Source organism: Noviherbaspirillum aridicola, assembly GCF_019656455.1.
Taxonomy (GTDB): domain Bacteria; phylum Pseudomonadota; class Gammaproteobacteria; order Burkholderiales; family Burkholderiaceae_D; genus Noviherbaspirillum; species Noviherbaspirillum aridicola.
In genome coordinates this window covers 177,427-194,675 of sequence record NZ_BPMK01000010.1, presented here as the reverse complement: position 1 = coordinate 194,675, position 17,249 = coordinate 177,427, and the positions used below count along the sequence as shown (strand labels likewise).

At 62.2% G+C, this 17,249-nt stretch carries 16 protein-coding genes; 1 reads left to right on the top strand and 15 read right to left on the bottom strand.

Going from position 1 to position 17,249, the window contains the following annotated elements; genetic code table 11:
• From NCCP691_RS12980 to thrS, 15 genes are all read right to left on the bottom strand, one after another.
• A partial coding sequence (locus NCCP691_RS12980; protein WP_444980941.1) for an ABC transporter permease subunit occupies positions 1–161 on the bottom strand: 161 nt, incomplete at its 3' end.
• A gap of 85 nt (positions 162–246) precedes the next feature.
• Complete coding sequence (locus NCCP691_RS12975; protein ID WP_220808917.1) at positions 247–1,458, bottom strand: ABC transporter substrate-binding protein; 1,212 nt, start codon at positions 1,456–1,458, stop codon at positions 247–249.
• Positions 1,459–1,500: 42 nt separating this feature from the next.
• Positions 1,501–2,211, bottom strand: a complete 711-nt coding sequence (locus tag NCCP691_RS12970) for an ABC transporter ATP-binding protein (protein ID WP_220808915.1) — start codon at positions 2,209–2,211, stop codon at positions 1,501–1,503.
• Positions 2,211–2,984, bottom strand: a complete 774-nt coding sequence (locus NCCP691_RS12965; protein WP_220808913.1) for an ABC transporter ATP-binding protein — start codon at positions 2,982–2,984, stop codon at positions 2,211–2,213. The genes NCCP691_RS12970 and NCCP691_RS12965 overlap by 1 nt, the downstream gene beginning before the upstream one ends.
• Before the next feature lie 97 nt (positions 2,985–3,081).
• On the bottom strand, positions 3,082–5,211 hold the full coding sequence (locus tag NCCP691_RS12960) for a 3-hydroxybutyrate oligomer hydrolase family protein (RefSeq protein ID WP_220808911.1): 2,130 nt from the start codon (positions 5,209–5,211) through the stop codon (positions 3,082–3,084).
• A 103-nt stretch (positions 5,212–5,314) separates the two neighbouring features.
• Positions 5,315–6,052: a 3-oxoacyl-ACP reductase FabG gene (fabG, locus tag NCCP691_RS12955; protein ID WP_220808910.1), complete on the bottom strand. Its 738-nt coding sequence runs from the start codon at positions 6,050–6,052 to the stop codon at positions 5,315–5,317.
• Positions 6,053–6,322: 270 nt separating this feature from the next.
• Positions 6,323–7,762: a sigma-54 interaction domain-containing protein gene (locus tag NCCP691_RS12950; protein WP_220808907.1), complete on the bottom strand. Its 1,440-nt coding sequence runs from the start codon at positions 7,760–7,762 to the stop codon at positions 6,323–6,325.
• Positions 7,763–7,990: 228 nt separating this feature from the next.
• Positions 7,991–8,389, bottom strand: a complete 399-nt coding sequence (locus tag NCCP691_RS12945) for a MerR family transcriptional regulator (protein ID WP_220808905.1) — start codon at positions 8,387–8,389, stop codon at positions 7,991–7,993.
• Between the two features lie 12 nt (positions 8,390–8,401).
• Entirely contained in the window at positions 8,402–8,815 is a 414-nt protein-coding gene (locus NCCP691_RS12940; protein WP_220808904.1) for an integration host factor subunit alpha, read from the bottom strand.
• Positions 8,816–8,883: 68 nt separating this feature from the next.
• On the bottom strand, positions 8,884–11,310 hold the full coding sequence (pheT, locus tag NCCP691_RS12935) for a phenylalanine--tRNA ligase subunit beta (protein WP_220808902.1): 2,427 nt from the start codon (positions 11,308–11,310) through the stop codon (positions 8,884–8,886).
• 105 nt (positions 11,311–11,415) lie between these two features.
• A complete protein-coding gene (pheS, locus tag NCCP691_RS12930) occupies positions 11,416–12,432 on the bottom strand; it encodes a phenylalanine--tRNA ligase subunit alpha (protein WP_220808900.1) in 1,017 nt (338 codons plus the stop codon).
• A 169-nt stretch (positions 12,433–12,601) separates the two neighbouring features.
• Entirely contained in the window at positions 12,602–12,961 is a 360-nt protein-coding gene (gene rplT, locus NCCP691_RS12925; protein WP_220808898.1) for a 50S ribosomal protein L20, read from the bottom strand.
• A 21-nt stretch (positions 12,962–12,982) separates the two neighbouring features.
• The gene (gene rpmI / locus NCCP691_RS12920; protein ID WP_220808947.1) at positions 12,983–13,180 is read right to left on the bottom strand and encodes a 50S ribosomal protein L35; all 198 of its coding nucleotides are present in this window, start codon (positions 13,178–13,180) and stop codon (positions 12,983–12,985) included.
• 158 nt (positions 13,181–13,338) lie between these two features.
• A complete protein-coding gene (infC, locus tag NCCP691_RS12915; RefSeq protein ID WP_220808945.1) occupies positions 13,339–13,860 on the bottom strand; it encodes a translation initiation factor IF-3 in 522 nt (173 codons plus the stop codon).
• 58 nt (positions 13,861–13,918) lie between these two features.
• Positions 13,919–15,826 carry a threonine--tRNA ligase gene (gene thrS / locus NCCP691_RS12910; RefSeq protein WP_220808897.1) on the bottom strand — a complete coding sequence of 636 codons (1,908 nt, stop codon included), beginning with the start codon at positions 15,824–15,826 and terminating at the stop codon, positions 13,919–13,921.
• Between the two features lie 782 nt (positions 15,827–16,608).
• On the opposite strand from thrS, the gene NCCP691_RS12905 reads away from it, so the two are divergent.
• Positions 16,609–16,998, top strand: coding sequence for a hypothetical protein (locus NCCP691_RS12905; RefSeq protein ID WP_220808895.1), 390 nt, complete (start codon positions 16,609–16,611; stop codon positions 16,996–16,998).
• Positions 16,999–17,249 lie beyond the last annotated feature (251 nt).

Below are 17,249 nucleotides of genomic sequence, written 5' to 3'. Positions count from 1 at the left end.
GCCCCCATCATGTACAGCGCGCCGTGCGCAAAGTTGATCACGTTGAGCAGGCCGAAGATGACGGCCAGGCCGAGCGACAGCATCGCGTAGAACGAGCCGTTGACCAGGCCGAGCAGCAGCTGGCTCAATAACGCTTGCAAGGGTATGCCAAAGATTTCCATAAGACTTTGCTCAAGAAGCCACAGCGCGTGCGGCATGATGACTACGGAGGGCGGCGCTCCGCCCCGCCCTCCCGCTCAACTCAGATTACTTCCAGAGTGCGCACTTGGACTCGGCCTTGGTTGCATAGGCCTGGTCGCCGGGGATGGTCTGGACGACCTTGTAGTAATCCCACGGGTACTTGGACTCGGACTTCTTCTTCACTTCCATCAGGTACATGTCATGCACCATGCGGCCGTCCGGACGGATCACGCCGTTCTTGGCGAACATGTCGTTGATCTTGGTCTTCTTCAGCTGCGCCATGACCTTGTCGGCATCGTCCGAGTTGACCGCCTTGACGGCGTTCAGGTACTGCGTCGTGACCGAGTAGTCGGCGGCGTGCAGCATGGTCGGCATGCGCTTGATCTTGGCGAAGAACTTCTTCGACCAGTCGCGGCTTTCCTGATTCTGGTCCCAGTACCAGCCGTCGGTCAGGTACATGCCCTGGGTCAGGTCCAGGCCGAGCGAGTGGATGTCGGTGATGAACATCAGCAGGCCGGCCAGCTTCATCTGCTTCTGGACGCCGAACTCGTTGGCCGCCTTGATGGCGTTGATGGTGTCGCCGCCGGCGTTGGCGAGGCCGAGGATCTGCGCCTTGGACGACTGCGCCTGCAGCAGGAAGGACGAGAAGTCGGATGCCGACAGCGGATGCTTGACCGCGCCCTTGACATTGCCGCCGGAAGCCTTGACCACGTCTGCGGTGTCTTTCTCGAGCGAGGCGCCGAATGCATAGTCGGCGGTCAGGAAGTACCAGTCCTTGCCGCCCTGCTTGACGATGGCGCCGCCGGTGCCGCGTGCCAGCGCGATGGTGTCATAGGCATAGTGCACGGTGTACGGCGTGCAGTCTTCGTTGGTCAGGCGGGCCGTGCCGGCGCCGACCGAGAAGAAGACCTTCTTCTTTTCGGCTGCGACCTTGGCCATGGCCAGGTTGGCGCCGGAGTTGGTACCGCCGATGATCATGTCGACACCGGCCTGGTCGATCCACTCGCGTGCCTTGGAGGCGGCGATGTCGGCCTTGTTCTGGTGGTCGGCGACCATGAACTCGACTTTCTTGCCGTTGATCGCGCCGCCCAGGTCGGCGATCGCCATCTTCACGGCTTCGGCGCCTGCCGGACCGTCGACGTCGGCATACACGCCCGACATGTCGGTGATCAGGCCGATCTTGATCACGTCGCCCGAGTATTGCGCATGCGCGCTGCCGGCGACGCCGGCGAAAGCGGCGGCAACGGCGAGAGCGGTGAGGTTTGCCTTGAGTTTCATGTTTTCTCCTCTGTAGTGGGGTGTAGTGCTGCTGCTATTTACTCAGACGCCGAGCAGTTCATTGAGAACCGGCATCTTCGACTCCAGTTCGGACGAGGCAAAGGACTCGACGATCTGTCCATGCTCCATCACGTAAAACCGGTCCGCCAGCGGCGCAGCGAAGCGGAAATTCTGTTCCACCATCACGATGGTGTAGCCCTTGGCCTTGAGCGCGGTGATCATGCGCGCCAGCGCCTGCACGATGACCGGTGCCAGACCCTCGGAAATCTCATCGAGCAGCAGCAGCCGCGCGCCGGTGCGCAGGATGCGCGCGACCGCCAGCATCTGCTGCTCGCCGCCTGACAGCCTGGTGCCCTGGCTGTGGCGCCGTTCCTTCAGGTTGGGAAACATGTCGTAGATCTCCTCGATCGACATGCCCTTGTCCGTCTTCGACACGAACGGCGGCAGCATCAGGTTTTCTTCCGCCGACAGCGACGAAAAAATGCCGCGCTCCTCCGGGCAGTAACCGACACCGAGATGCGCCACCTTGTAGGTCGGCAGATGGATCGCTTCCATGCCGTTGACCTTGATCGACCCCTTGCGGGTGCCGGTCAGGCCCATGATCGCGCGCAGCGTCGTGGTGCGGCCGGCGCCGTTGCGCCCGAGCAGCGTAACGACTTCGCCCGGCTGCACCATCAGGTTCACGTCATGCAGGATATGGGACTCTCCGTACCAGGCCTTCAGGTTACGGATTTCCAGTGCCGGTGTTGCCATCAATGCGCTCCTTGCAGTTCGCCCGAGGCGGTGCCCATGTAGGCTTCCATCACCTGGGGGTTCTTCGAAACTTCTTCATACGTGCCCTCGGCCAGCAGCGCGCCGCGCTGCAGCACCGAAATCTTGTCGCAGATGCCCGATACCACGCTCATGTTGTGCTCCACCATCAGGATGGTGCGGCCGGCCGACACCTTCTTGATCAGCTCGGTCACCCGGTGCACGTCTTCATGCCCCATGCCCTGGGTCGGTTCATCGAGCAGCATCAGCTCCGGCTCCATCGCCAGCGTCGTCGCGATCTCGAGCGCGCGCTTGCGCCCGTATGGCAGGTCCACGGTGACGGTGTCGGCAAAGCTTTCGAGGTCGACCTCGGCCAGCAGTTGCCGGGCGCGTTCATTGAGCCGGTTCAGCGTCTTTTCGCTCTTCCAGAAATGGAAGGATGTGCCGAGTGAGCGCTGCAGGCCGATGCGCACGTTCTCCAGCACGGTCAGGTGTGGGAAAACGGCGGAAATCTGGAACGAGCGGATCACGCCGCGATGCGCGATCTGCTCCGGCGCCAGCGACGTGATGTCCTCTCCGTTGTAAAGGATGGAACCGGACGTCGGCGTCAGGAACTTCGTCAACAGGTTGAAGAAGGTCGTCTTGCCGGCGCCGTTCGGCCCGATCAGCGCATGGATCGAGCCGCGCCTGACCTTGAAGTTGACGTCATTGACCGCGATGAAGCCCTTGAACCCCTTGGTCAGGTTTCGCGTCTCGAGTATTACTTCGCTTGCCATCCTAATCTCCAGTAGTGCTGCAGAATCTGTCGCGCGACCTTCATCCGGCGTCGCGCACCCGGCCGCCGTCCCGCATCGACGGGACGGCGGCCGGTTCTTACTCGGGTATGTTCGCCGCGCCGCCTTCGAACGTGATCCGGTTTTCAGCCGCCGGCGCCGGCTGGATCGGCGGCACGTTGGCAGCGGTGATCGCCGGCGCCGCACCGGGCGCGCCGCCGCGCGGCACTGTGCGCACTACCTGGCTCGGCGGCAGCGCCTCGCCGTTCTTCAGGTGCGCGTACATCATGTTCATCGCCTGAATGTGATAGCGATGGATGGGGATCAGCCGCGAGTCATAGCCCGGGAAGCCGAGGAAGGCGTCGAAGTGATTGGCGTTGGTGATCTCGATGTAGGACAGCCTGCTGGCCTGGCCTTCGATCGCCTTGTTGGCCGCGAAATAGGCGCGCGAGTTGTGATTCACCGGAATCAGCGCGTCGTTGCGGCCGTGGACGAAGATGGCCGGCTTGCCGCGCAGGTTGGCCGAGCGTAAAACCTGGTTCATGCCCTCGCGCACCCGCGCCGAGTTTGCACGGGCCTCCCCGGTCAGCGGCGCACCGGTGACGATGTCGGTACCCGTCGCCAGATTGCGCAGGCAGATCGCGCCATCGATGTTGTAGTCCGGCACGCCGGTCGAGGTCGATACCGAGAACGCGTCGGCGACCGGCCCCGCGGGATTCAAATTGTTGACCAACCCGAGGCCTCCGCTCGGCGTCCCGTTGGCAACGGCGAACAATTGCGCATCTTCGTTGGCGGCCAGGGTGCGCAGCGCGCCGGTGGCCGCAACGACAGGTGCGAAGCTGTAGCCGCAGACATTGTCCTTGACGCTGAAGCGTCCATACATGTTCGCGTAGAACGGTGCGAGCAGCGCGTAGGTGCCGTAATGGGAGGCGTGCAGCAGATCGGAATCGCTTTCAAAACCGGCGGCACGCAACTTCTGCAAGGCTTCATCTGCCTGTGCGGACAGCGTGTCCGCGCTCAGCAGTCCCTTCGCCTTCAGAGAGGCGCAGCGATTGGCGGCGAGTGTCGCATTGACCAGCACTTTCATCGGCGAGGCGGCGAGCTGCGCCGATTGCACGGCACAGGGCTGGTACAGGTTGGCGATGGTCAGGGTGTCATAGAGGCCGAGCCCGGCCTTGCTGACCTGATTGCCGCCGCGCCGGACTGTGACGCCCGGCGGCAGGGCAACCTCGGTGACGGGCTCCGAGACAGCCACGCCGTCGATCAGGCCCTTCCTGTCCTGCTCCGCGGCGAGCACGGCGGCGCCGCCGCCATTGGATGCGCTCGACGCAATCACGATCGTGTTGGACGGCTTGAATGTTGCCCGGCGCGGGCCGCGATTCGGCGCCTGCTCACCGAATTTCTCGTTGAGCGCATAAAACGCGAATTCGACCGCCTGCAGCGTGTACTTGCCCCAGTCCTTCTCGGAGTTGGTCTGCGAATGCGCCTGCTTGATCGCCCATCGATTCGGCGTGGCGGCGTTGAAGGCCGCGCGTTCCTGCTCGCTGAGCTTCGCCGTGAAATGCGAATTCTTGCCGGCTGCGGACGCGCTGCTGCGCTGGCCATTGATCAGGTTCACCCGGTCGTTCTGCAGGTCGTGGAAACCGATGCCGCTGCCCTTGTCGGTATAGGCCACCGCGCATTTCTGCTTCAGGCCCCAGTCGCCGGCCGTGCCGATCGCGCCGTACACGCCGCGCGATCCCGAAGACGTAGCGGTGACGATGCAGGGATTGTGACGGTCGAAATCGGCCGGAATCTGCACCATCAGGACGACGTTATCCTTACCGCCGTCATTGGCAAAGGCGATATATTCATCGCCCGCGATCTTGCCTTCCCCCAGCGACGGATTGCCCTGGTTATCGACATTCGGGCCGTACAGCGTGCCGTAGCCGCCATTCGTCGACGGATCGATCAGCGCACGGTAGTTGGAATAGATGGCGGCGCGGCGGAGTTCGGCGGCGGTGGGATTGGCGGGATCCAGATAGCCCGGCGCAGCGCCCTGAAGCCCTGTCTTGCCGAGGCCGGCGGTGAGCAAATCGTCGGTAACGCCGTCGTAGCTCGCATGCTGGACGACGCCCACATGCGCGGGCTTGACGTTGACCTCCTGCGCGTTCGCCACCGCACCGGCGCAAGTACCGACCACGCCGCCTACGACCATCGTTGTCCACTTCAGTTTGCCGCGTATTGCCATGTCTGTCTCCTTTATTGCTCCGGGCGCCGTTGCCCGGATCGTGGTTTATATGGAATCACATGCGATACAACCGATCCTTCACCTCTTGCCGCCTGCCCTAAAGCTACAGCGTCATCCCTCCACACACTTCAATCACTGCTCCGTTGATATAACTCGCCTCGTCTGACGCGAGGAAAGCGAATGTATTGGCGATCTCCTCCGGCTTGCCCAGCCGGCCGAGCGGCACCCGCTCCACCAGGCCGCGGATGACTTTCTCCGGCATGCTCTTGAGGATGGACGTCTCGATGAACCCGGGACAGACCGCGTTGACGCGGATGCCGTGCTTGCCGAGTTCGCGCGCCCAGGTCTTGGCCATGCCGATCACGCCGAACTTGCTGGCGGCATAGTTGGTCTGGCCGAAATTGCCGTAGATGCCGACGATGGACGACGCATTGAGGATGACGCCGCTCTTGCGTTCGATCATCGCGTCGACCACCGCGCGCGTGCAGTTGTAGGTGCCCTTGAGATTGACGTCGATGACGCGCTCGAACTGCTCGTCCGTCATCTTGCGCAGCTGCGCGTCGGCGACGATGCCGGCATTGTTGATGAGGATGTCGATGCGGCCGTAGGTGGTGAGCGCTCCGCCGATCATCGCTTCGATGGTTTCGGCCTTGGTGACGTCGACCTTGTAGCCGACCGCACTGCCGCCCTGAAGGCGGATTTCGGCAACGGTTTCGGCGACCGAGTCGTCGAGGTCGCATACGACCAGCCTGGCGCCTTCGCGGGCAAACTTGATGGCGGTGGCCTTGCCGATACCGCGGGAGGCGCCCGTCACGAGGGCTACCTTGTTGTTGAGTCGCACTGTGTCTCCTGTCAGCGGCGGAACGATCGAAGCGGCGGCTCTGTGTCCGCTGCAGCTTCATCGTCGATTCAGGCCCTGTGGCAAGCCGCGTGCCAGTTCACACAAGTCTTTGATTTGATGGGGAAAAATGAAGAAGCCGCGGATCCGGCCGCCGCTAGGCAGCGGCCGGAGGACCGGATTCTGTCCAGAACCAATACAAGCATTGCTTATATCGTGTTATCTCTTTGAATAATAAAGGTATTAAGCAGTGTATGGTTTCCATACACCTGTTCAGAAGTCAGACGTTATCTTGTATTCGCCCAATTTCTGATACAGGGTGGCGCGCGAAATCCCGAGCATGCGCGCGGTCAGCGCCTTGTTGCCGCGCGTGCTTTGCAGCGCGCTGCGGATCATCTTCTGCTCGAGTTCGGCGACCGCTTCACCCAGCGGCCGCTGCTCGTCCGGCTGCGGCGCCTCGGCCGGCGCCGCGGTTTCCGGACCGGCGCCGGGCTGCAGGATGGTCGCAAAATCCTCGGCGGTGAGCGCTATGCTCTCGGTGAGCATGCCCGCCTGCTCCAGCGCGTTGCGCAGCTCGCGCACATTGCCCGGCCAGTGATAGGACGCGAGAAAGGCGCGGGCCGACGGCGTGAGTTCGCGCTGCGGCATGCCGGTACGGGCGGCGATCTGTTCGAGCAGATGCTCGCACAGCGCATCGAGGTCGGCGAGCCGTTCGCGCAACGGCGGCAGCGCGATCGGCAGCACATTGAGCCGGTAATAGAGATCGGAGCGGAACCTGCCCTCCGCTACCAGCTTCTTGAGGTCATGGCTGGTGGCCGCGATCACCCGCACGTCGACCTTGGTGATCGTATTCGAACCGAGCGGCTCGATCTCCTGCTCCTGCAGCACGCGCAGCAGCTTGGCCTGCACCTGCAGCGGCATGTCGCCCACTTCGTCGAGGAACAGCGTGCCGCCGTCGGCGATCTTGAACTTGCCCTCGCGTCCCTTGCGGTCCGCGCCGGTATAGGCACCGGCGGCGACGCCGAAGAACTCCGCCTCGAGCAGGGTCTCGGGCACGGCCGCGATATTGATGCCGACAAAGGGCTTGCCCGCGCGTCCGGAAGCGGCGTGTATGCCGTGGGCCAGCAACTCCTTGCCGGTGCCGGTCTCACCGAGCAGCAGCACGGTGGTGTCGAGCTGCGCGGCGCGGCGGGCGCGATGCTTGAGTTCCAGCGACACCGGGCTCACGCCGACGAAGCTGGAAATCGAATACTTGGTGTGACGGAGCTGTGCCAGCTCCTTCTGCGTATTCGCGAGCGCCCATTGCAGCTCGGCGAACTTCGACACCAGGGGCTTGAGCCGCTGCAGCCTGTCATAGAGCGCGAAACCGATGGCGCCGATCACTTTCCCCGCGTCGTCCTTGAGCGGAATGCGCATCACGACCAGCGGCTGATCGCGGATCATCATGATGTCGAGCAGGATGGGCTTGCCATTGCGGATGACCTCGCGCAGCCGGCTGTTCGGAATAACTTCTTCCACCGGCTTGCCCAGCGCGTCCTCCGGCCCCTTCAGCCCAAGGAACGCCGCGTACTTGTCGTTGATCCATGCGATCCTGCCGTGCTCATCGACGGCAACCGTGCCTTCGCACGACTCGTCGAGCAGATCCAGCAGCGACTGCATGCCGACCCGCAGGATACTGTCCACATCCCAGGAGGCGGCTATCGAGGTTTTCATCTGTGCTCCATCTTCCGACCGCAAAGGACATTGCGCGCTGGCGAATGGCGGCGCGGCCCCGGGTTCCGGTCGAGGATTATAGAGGGGAAGAAGCAAGTCGGGCAGCATGCAGCGCAGCAGTCGGGGCCGGGCCTGCTCCGCACGGCTGCCGCATGGGCTCATCGCATCGGGCGAACACTGTGGGCCCTGCCAGGAAAAATGCCGCACGCGGCGGCATTCATCGATCGCTCAGGATTGCGGCTTGAGCACCGACAGGATCTCGCTCAGCTCCCGCCGCAGGAAGGCGGTATCGACGTCGAGCGGCGGCAGCGCGGCGGCATGGGTTTCCGCCTCGAGCGCGCCGTTGGCGGCGCGGCTTTCCAGCTTGTTGCGGGCGCCGCTGATGGTGAAGCCCTGCTCATAGAGCAGTTCGCGGATGCGGCGGATCAGCAGCACTTCATGGTGCTGGTAGTAGCGGCGGTTGCCGCGCCGCTTGACCGGCTTGAGCTGCGTGAACTCCTGCTCCCAGTAGCGCAGCACATGCGGCTTGACGCCGCACAGCTCGCTGACCTCACCTATCGTGAAATAGCGTTTGGCCGGTATCGGCGGCAATACGGCAACCTCGGGCTTGATCGCGCGCTCGCTCATGATTCAGGCGTGTCAGGCCGCCCGCACGAGCGGCTTGAGGCTCGCGACTTCGACCATGCTCTTGAGTTTCTGGCTTGCGTGGAAGGTGACGACGCGGCGAGCGGTGATCGGAATCTCCTCGCCGGTCTTCGGATTGCGTCCCGGGCGCTGCGGCTTGTCGCGCAACTGGAAGTTGCCGAAGCCGGACAGCTTGACCGACTCGCCGCGCTCGAGCGCATTGCGGATTTCGTCGAAGAAGGTCTCGACCATGTCCTTGGCTTCACGCTTGTTGAGGCCGACCTGTTCGAACAACAGCTCGGCAAGTTCCGCCTTGGTCAGCGTCGGCAGGTCGCGGGCCGCCTGGTTGCGTGCCTGCGCTTCCTGCAGTGCGCGGTCGAGGTCGGCGTCCAGAACGGACTGGAATTCGGCGGAGTTCACGTCATTCATAGTTTTGTATTCCTGCGCTGCCTGCTTTCACCTGCGCGTGCAGCGCATTCCACCGCTTCCCGGTCCGGTCATGCCCGCAAGCGGGCGCCATGCTTCGTGTCGGCGGCGGCAATGAAGGCAGCCATCGCAGCATCGACTTTCTCGTCCTGCAGAGTAGTCTGAGTATCTTGCAAGGTAAATCGGAAAGCAAGACTTTTTTCGTCCGATTCCAAGCCTTTGCCGCGATATTCATCAAATAAAACAAGGGCTTGCATGATAGCACAGGCGGGGTTGCTCTGGCGCTCCGCGTTGAAGGCATCGATCAGGTCCTGTGTCGCCACCGATTGCTTCACCACCAGCGCCACGTCACGCGTCACCGGCGGGAACTTGGATATCTCCTGGTAAGCCGGCACGCCACGCCGCTGCAGCGCCTCCGCCGAGACTTCAAACATCACCGGTGCCAGTGGCAGGTCATATTTCTGTTGCAGACGTGGGTGCAGTTCGCCGATCACGCCGATCTCTTCGCCATCGAGCGACACGCTCGCGCAGCGCCCCGGATGCAGGGCCGGATGCGCCGCCCGCGCGAAGCGCAGCTGAGCCGGCGCGAACAGCGCCTCGAGATCGGCCTTGATGTCGAAGAAATCGACATTGCGGGTCGGCTGCCCCCATTGCTCTTCCGCCGCCGGACCGTAAGCGATCGCCGCCACCCGCTTGGGCTGCTCGTAGCCGGCGACGCTCAGTTCGCCGTCGGCCACGGCGGCGTTGCGCTTGTACACCGCGGCGAGCTCGAACGCGCGCACGCGATTGAGCTTGCGGTTCAGGTTATATCTGACGTTCGCCACCAGGCTGCCCAGCAGCGTGGTACGCATGACGCTCATCTGGCTGGCGATGGGATTGAGCAGACGCACAGGCGCCGCATTGGCCGCGAAATCCGTTTCCCAGGCTTCTTCCACGAAGCTGAAGTTGATGACTTCCTGGTAGTCGGCGTCGGCGAGCTGGCGGCGGATGCCGTGCAGCGAGCGGCGGGCTTCCGGCGCGATGCGCATCACGTTCGGCGCGACCGGCGCCAGTGCGGGGATGTTTTCAAAACCGTAGACGCGCGCGACTTCCTCGATCAGGTCTTCCTCGATCTCGATGTCGAACCGCCATGACGGCGGCGTCACCACGAACGCGCCGTCTTCCCGCGTGAAAGCGAGCCCGAGCCGGTTGAAGATGTCGGCGATCTGGTCTTCGCTGACGGGCACGCCGATCACTTTGACCGCGCGCGCGGTGCGCATGCGGACCGGCTTGCGCTCGGGCAGGTTGACGATGTGATCGTCGACCGGCCCCACGGTAGTGTCGCGGGTGCCGCAGATTTCCACGATCAGCGCGGTGATACGCTCGATATGCTCGACGGTGGTCGCGTAATCGACGCCGCGCTCGAAGCGGTGGGCGGCATCGGTGGAGAAATTGTAGCGGCGGGCACGCCCCTGGATGGCTTGCGGCCACCAGAACGCGGCTTCCAGGTAAATGTTCTGCGTATCGAGGGAGACCGCGGTGGCGTCGCCGCCCATGATGCCGGCCAGCGATTCGATTTCCTTGTCGTCGGCGATCACGCCCACCCATTCGTCCACGCTGACGGTGTTCCCGTTCAGGAGCTTGAGCGATTCGCCCGCCCTGCCCCAGCGCACGTCGAGGCCGCCGTGGATCTTGTCGAGATCGAACACGTGCGACGGGCGGCCGAGTTCCAGCATCACGAAGTTGGAGATATCCACCAGCGCCGAGATCGGGCGCTGGCCGCTGCGCTCGAGGCGGCGCTTCATCCAGTCCGGTGTCTGTGCGCGCGCATTCAGGTTGCGGATCACGCGTCCCGAGAAACGGCCGCACAAGTCGGGGGCGGAGATCTTCACCGGCAGCTTTTCATCGGTGGTGACCGCAACCGGCTTGAAGCCTGGCAGCTTCAGCTCCGCGCCCGTGAGCGCGGCCACTTCGCGCGCCACGCCGAGCACCGACAGACAGTCGGCCTTGTTCGGCGTGAGCTTGATCGTCAGCCTGAGGTCGTTGAGCTGGTAATAGTCGCGGAAGTTCTGGCCCACCGGCGCGTCGTCCGGCAGTTCCAGCAGCCCGCCATGGTCTTCCGACAGCTTGAGTTCGCGGGCCGAGCACAGCATGCCCTGCGATTCGACGCCGCGCAGCTTGCCGACCTTGATCTCGAACGGCTTGCCATCCTCGCCCGGCGGCAGCTTGGCCCCGGCCAGCGCGCACGGCACCTTCATGCCGGCGCGCACATTGGGCGCGCCGCAAACGATGTTGAGCAGCGTTCCGGTCCCGGCATCGACCTGGCAGACGTTGAGCCGGTCGGCGTTCGGATGCTTGGCGACTTCGACCACGCGGGCCACCACCACGTTGGAGAACGGAGGCGCGACCGGCTCCATCTCTTCCACTTCCAGGCCGGACATGGTGAGCAGGTGGGACAACTCGTCCGAAGTCATCTTCGGATCGACCAGGGTGCGCAGCCAGCTTTCGGAGAATTGCATAGTTAAGCCTTCGAATACTCTTTATCCGTCGCCGCGGGCCCTGCCCGGCGGCGCGAATGCGTGATGTGGGGTTTCCGGTTCATGCGTCGGCCCGAGGCCGGTCCGCTAGTTGAACTGCTTCAGGAAGCGCAGGTCGCCTTCGTAGAACAGGCGCAGATCGCTGATCCCGTAGCGCAGCATGGTCAGGCGCTCGATGCCGGAGCCGAATGCGAAACCGATGTAGCGCTCCGGGTCCAGCCCCATGTTGCGCACCACGGTCGGATGCACCTGCCCGGATCCGGAGACCTCCAGCCAGCGTCCTTTCAGCGGACCGCTGCCGAAGGCGATGTCGATCTCGGCCGACGGTTCGGTGAACGGGAAATAGGAAGGACGGAAGCGCACCTGCAGGTCGTCCGTCTCGAAAAAGGCCTTCACGAAGTTCAGGTACACACCCTTGAGGTCGGCGAAGCTGATGTTCTCGTCGATCCACAGCCCCTCCACCTGGTGGAACATCGGCGAATGGGTGGCGTCGCTGTCGACACGATAGGTGCGGCCCGGCGCGATCACCTTGATCGGCGGCTTGTTCATGCGCGCATAGCGCACCTGCATCGGGCTGGTGTGGGTGCGCAGCAGCAGGGGCTTGCCCTGGCTGTCTTTGCCGTCCACGTAGAAGGTATCCTGCATGGAACGGGCCGGATGATTTTCCGGGCTGTTCAGCGCGGTGAAGTTGGTCCAGTCGGTCTCGATTTCCGGGCCGTCGGCCACGTCGAAACCGATCGACGCGAAGATCTCCTCGATACGCTGCCAGCTCCGCATCACGGGGTGGATGCCGCCGGTGCCGCGTCCCCGGCCGGGGAGCGTGATATCGATCGCCTCGGCGTTGAGGCGGGCCTGCATCTGGGCGTTGGCGAGAGCGTCGCGACGTGCGTTGAGCGCGGACTCGATCCGTTCCTTGGCGGCGTTGATCACCGCGCCCTGCGTCTTGCGTTCCTCGGGCGGCAGCTTGCCGAGGCCCTTCATCTGTTCGGTGATCTGACCGGTCTTGCCGAGATACCTGGCCTTTGCGTTCTCGAGCGCGGCGGCGTCTTCGGCGGCTTCGAAATCGGCCTGTGCCTGGACGACAAGTTGTTCTAGGGAGTTCATGCGGCGTTCTTGCCCAGATTAGATTCGATCGGTTATGGACAACCGCTGCGGGACGGCGCCTCGCGCATCATCCAAAAGCGGCGTTCAAAAAATAAAACGGGGCTCAGGTGTCGACCCTTGCCCCGCTTCCATTGCGCGCCGCCGGAGGCGGCGCATGCGATCACAACGCTCAGGCAGCGATGCTGGCCTTCACCTGGTTGACAATCGCGGCAAACGCCGGCTTGTCGGTCACTGCCATGTCGGCCAGCACCTTGCGGTCCAGGCTGATGTTGGCTTTCTTCAGGCCGTTCATGAACACGCTGTAGGTCACGCCGTGTGCGCGGGTGGCCGCGTTGATACGGGTGATCCACAGGGCGCGGAACACGCGCTTCTTGTTGCGACGGTCGCGGTAGGCATACTGGCCTGCACGCATGACCGCCTGCTTGGCGATGCGGTAGACATTGCCGCGGCGACCGCGGTAGCCCTTGGCTTGATCAAGGACTTTCTTGTGACGGGCCCGTGCGGTAACCCCACGTTTAACTCGAGGCATGGTAGCTCCTTAACTGTGAGATTAGGCGAACGGCATCATGGCCTTGATGGAGTTCATGTTGGTCTCATGAACGTCCACCGCGCCGCGCAACTGGCGCTTATTCTTGGTGGTTTTCTTGGTCAGGATGTGACGCTTGAAGGCTTGACCGCGCTTGACGGTGCCGCCCGGACGTACGCGGAAGCGCTTCTTGGCGCTGCTCTTCGTCTTCATTTTAGGCATGACAATCTCTGTCCTCTCGGACAGCTCCTTTTTGACATGATTGCAGGTGGCAGCACTTCGCTGCTCTTGGATGCCTGCTTTCACTTATCTGGCGGCGAGTTCTTCGCCGCGATTCCGCAGCCGTCCGGGAGTGCCGGCAGCCGCGTGAATTCCGGTGATTATTTCTTCTTCTTGGGCGCCAGCACCATCACCATCTGGCGGCCTTCCATCTTCGGAAACTGCTCTACCTGACCGAAAGGCTCGAGGTCGGCCTTCAACCGCTCCAGCATGCGCATGCCGATGTCCTGGTGCGCCATCTCGCGCCCGCGGAAGCGGAGCGTGATCTTGGTCTTGTCGCCCTCTTCGAGGAACTTGGTCAGATTACGAAGCTTGATGTTGTAGTCACCCTCGTCGGTACCCGGCCGGAATTTCACTTCCTTGACCTGGATGACTTTCTGCTTCAGCTTGGCTTCGTGAAGGCGCTTCTGCTCCTGATACTTGAACTTGCCGTAGTCCATCAGGCGGCAGACAGGCGGTTGCGCGGTGGGCGCAATTTCCACCAGATCGACATCGGCCTCCTGCGCAAAGCGGAAGGCCTCGGCCAGGCTCACGATGCCGAGCGGCTCGTTGTTGACCCCAGTTAAACGCACTTCGGGCGCAGTGATTTCGCCGTTTATGCGATGCGACTTGTCAGTAGCTATTGCAGTGTCCTTTTAAAATCAAATAATTAAGCCGTGCTCTCGCGCTCGGGCTAGGCCATCAGGCCTTGGTGTCGACCTCGTTCCTGAGGCGCTCCACCAGTGTGTCGACCGACATGACCCCCAGGTCGACATTGCCCCGCGCACGCACGGCCACGGTATTCGCGTCCCGCTCCTTGTCGCCGATGACGACGATATAAGGCAGCTTCTGAACCGAATGTTCGCGTATTTTATAGGTTATTTTCTCGTTGCGCAAATCAACCTGGACCCTAAACCCTTGTTTTTTCAGGTTTTGTGCCACCGCTTGCGCATAATCAGACTGCGCGTCCGAGATGTTCAGCACGACAACCTGCACCGGCGCCAGCCACAGCGGCATCGCACCGGCATGGTTTTCGATCAGGATGCCGACGAAGCGTTCGAGCGAACCGACGATTGCCCGGTGCAGCATGACCGGCACCTTGCGGGTGTTGTCGTCGGCGACATATTCCGCGCCGAGACGGCCCGGCATGGAAAAGTCGACCTGCATGGTGCCGACCTGCCAGGGGCGGCCGAGCGAATCCTTCAGGTGGTATTCGATCTTGGGGCCGTAGAACGCGCCCTCGCCCGGCAGCTCTTCCCAGCTCACATCGCAGGCGCGCAGCGCGTTGCGCAGCGTGTCCTCGGCGCGATCCCAGGTCTCGTCGGAACCGATGCGGTTTTCCGGGCGCAGGGCGATCTTGATCGAGATGTCGGAGAAGCCGAAATCCTTGTAGACCTGCATCGCCTGCTGGTGGAAGGCGGTGCACTCGTCCTGGATCTGCTCTTCCGTGCAGAAGATATGGCCGTCGTCCTGGGTGAAGCCGCGCACACGCATCAGGCCGTGCAGTGCGCCCGAGGACTCGTTGCGGTGGCACTGGCCAAACTCGCCGAAGCGCAGCGGCAGGTCGCGGTAGCTGCGCAGACCGGCGTTATAAATCTGTACATGGCCGGGGCAGTTCATCGGCTTGAGCGCGTAATTGCGGTTTTCCGACTCCGTCACGAACATGTTTTCGCGGTAGTTCTCCCAGTGGCCAGTTTTTTCCCACAGCGTACGGTCGAGGATCTGCGGCGCCTTGACTTCCTGGTAACCGCTCTCCTGGTAGACGCGGCGCATGTACTGCTCCACCTGTTGCCAGATCAGCCAGCCTTTCGGATGCCAGAAAATCAGGCCGGGCGCCTCGTCCTGGAAATGGAACAGGTCGAGCGCCTTGCCCAGCTTGCGGTGGTCGCGCTTCTCGGCCTCCTCGAGCATGTGCAGATACGCTTCCTGGTCTTCCTTCTTCGCCCAGGCGGTGCCGTAGACACGCTGCAGCATCTCGTTCCTGGAGTCGCCGCGCCAGTAGGCGCCGGCCAGTTTCATCAGCTTGAAGACCTTGAGCTTGCCGGTGGACGGCACGTGGGGGCCGCGGCAGAGGTCGGTGAAGTTGCCCTCGCTGTAGAGCGACACGTCCTCGCCCTGCGGAATGGAGGCAATGATCTCGGCCTTGTAGTGCTCGCCGATGGACTTGAAATAGGCCACCGCCTCGTCGCGCGGAAGGACCTTGCGTTGCACCGGCTCATCCTTCTTTGCGAGCTCGGCCATTTTCTTTTCGATCGCCTGCAGGTCTTCCGGTGTGAAGGGACGCTTGTATGAAAAGTCGTAATAGAAGCCGTTGTCGATCACCGGGCCGATGGTTACCTGGGCTTCGGGGAACAACTCCTTGACCGCGTAGGCCAGCAGGTGGGCAGTCGAATGCCGGATGACGTCGAGGCCGTCGGGATCCTTGTCGGTGACGATTGCCAGGTTGGCGTCGCGGTCGATCAGATAAGAGGTGTCGACCAGCTTGCCGTCGACGCGGCCGGCGAGTGCGGCCTTGGCGAGGCCGGCACCAATGCTGGCGGCCACCTGGGCGACGGTGACCGGCGCGTCGAACTGGCGCTGCGATCCATCGGGAAGTCGGACTGAAACCATGCTGTTCTCCGTATCGGGCTTGCCCCGGGAAGCGGCGTCTGGCGGACGCCAGAAAATGAGGACGAAAAAAAACGCGGACCAGCCGCGTTTTTTTCAGATGTGAAAGACGAAAAAGAACCCGACTAGCGTCGCACCATAACCTTGTCGGTTGTAGTTCGCGGTGTCATAACCGGGAGTGCCTTTCTCGCTCTTACAAAGTGTACCGGGTCAGGTACTGAATTCGTTGGTAGGCTCGATTGGACTCGAACCAAAAAGAAGACATGACTATACACAACCACACGAGGACAGGCAAGGGGCGCATTGGTCTCAGTCGGTGCTTTTTGGGCCCTTCTGCCCCAAGCTACTGCCCCAACAGCTCGTCCCCGAGCAACTTGCTCGCCCCGCTGGTGCGCGGAATTGTCAATCAAAGTGGGACGTATGTGGGACGTATGCAGCGCAGATAATCCGGGACTCCTCGTCAAGAACAAGAAAGCCAGGACCGAGCTAACCTTCTTGCGTTGTGACTCGGAATAACCCATAGAACTTTTCCCGATCCCCGCCACTTGACTGGGCAGAGCAAGAGCGTACGTGGCGCGCAGGAGTGGGTGCTGCGGTCGGATGCGAGGCTCCGCTATGCAGCTGCTGGTGGGTGACGGCTCTGGCCTCCCACGTGCCCCCCCTTTACTGGCGCCACAACCACTGCCCTGCCACCTTGGACACCGATACCGTCTCGACCGTCTTAGCTGTTTCCAAGAATGTGTTCGAATTTACGGAGCCAGTACGGCAGGCGGATGGCAAACAAAATGACCGAGTGGGCTTTGCAACCGCACAGAACTCAATATTTTTTGCAGCAGTTAACAATTCTGCATTTACGTTCATTGATAGTGCTCGTAGGATACAAATGTCACCCTTCACATGAATACATTATGGAAAATCTAATTTACTGGCAGGGCAAGGCGGTCGGGCGCGAGTTTGGCGATTATGTAACGTTCTTCCCGTCGGCGCCGCCGGAGGCAGTCGCAGCGCTTTCACAAAGAGCGAAGCATACGGAAGCAGACTCAGAAAAAGTGCTTGCGTCTGTCGTCACGGCACTCAACGTACAACTCGATACACTTCCGGGCCTAGCCGATGCAGTCGAAGCCCTGATAAAGCAGCGCGCTTCCCAGGCGGAAATTCAGTCAGGCATGATTTAAATTGTTTCGCCGAAGGGCAGCATCGACAAAAAAGCCAATCGATTCGGGCCGGGCGACAAGCAGTTACAGTCGTACCGGCTGTTAGATCTATCCTGATCCAGCCCGAGATGGTGGCCGCGCGGGCGCCCAGACCAACCCGGGGACGCCGTCTTGAATGAACTGTCCTTAGCGAAAATCTAATGACCGACCAGGTGCTGCGCTAGGGGTATAAACCTAACCGCTCCCCAATCAAGATACGGCTGAAAATTAGA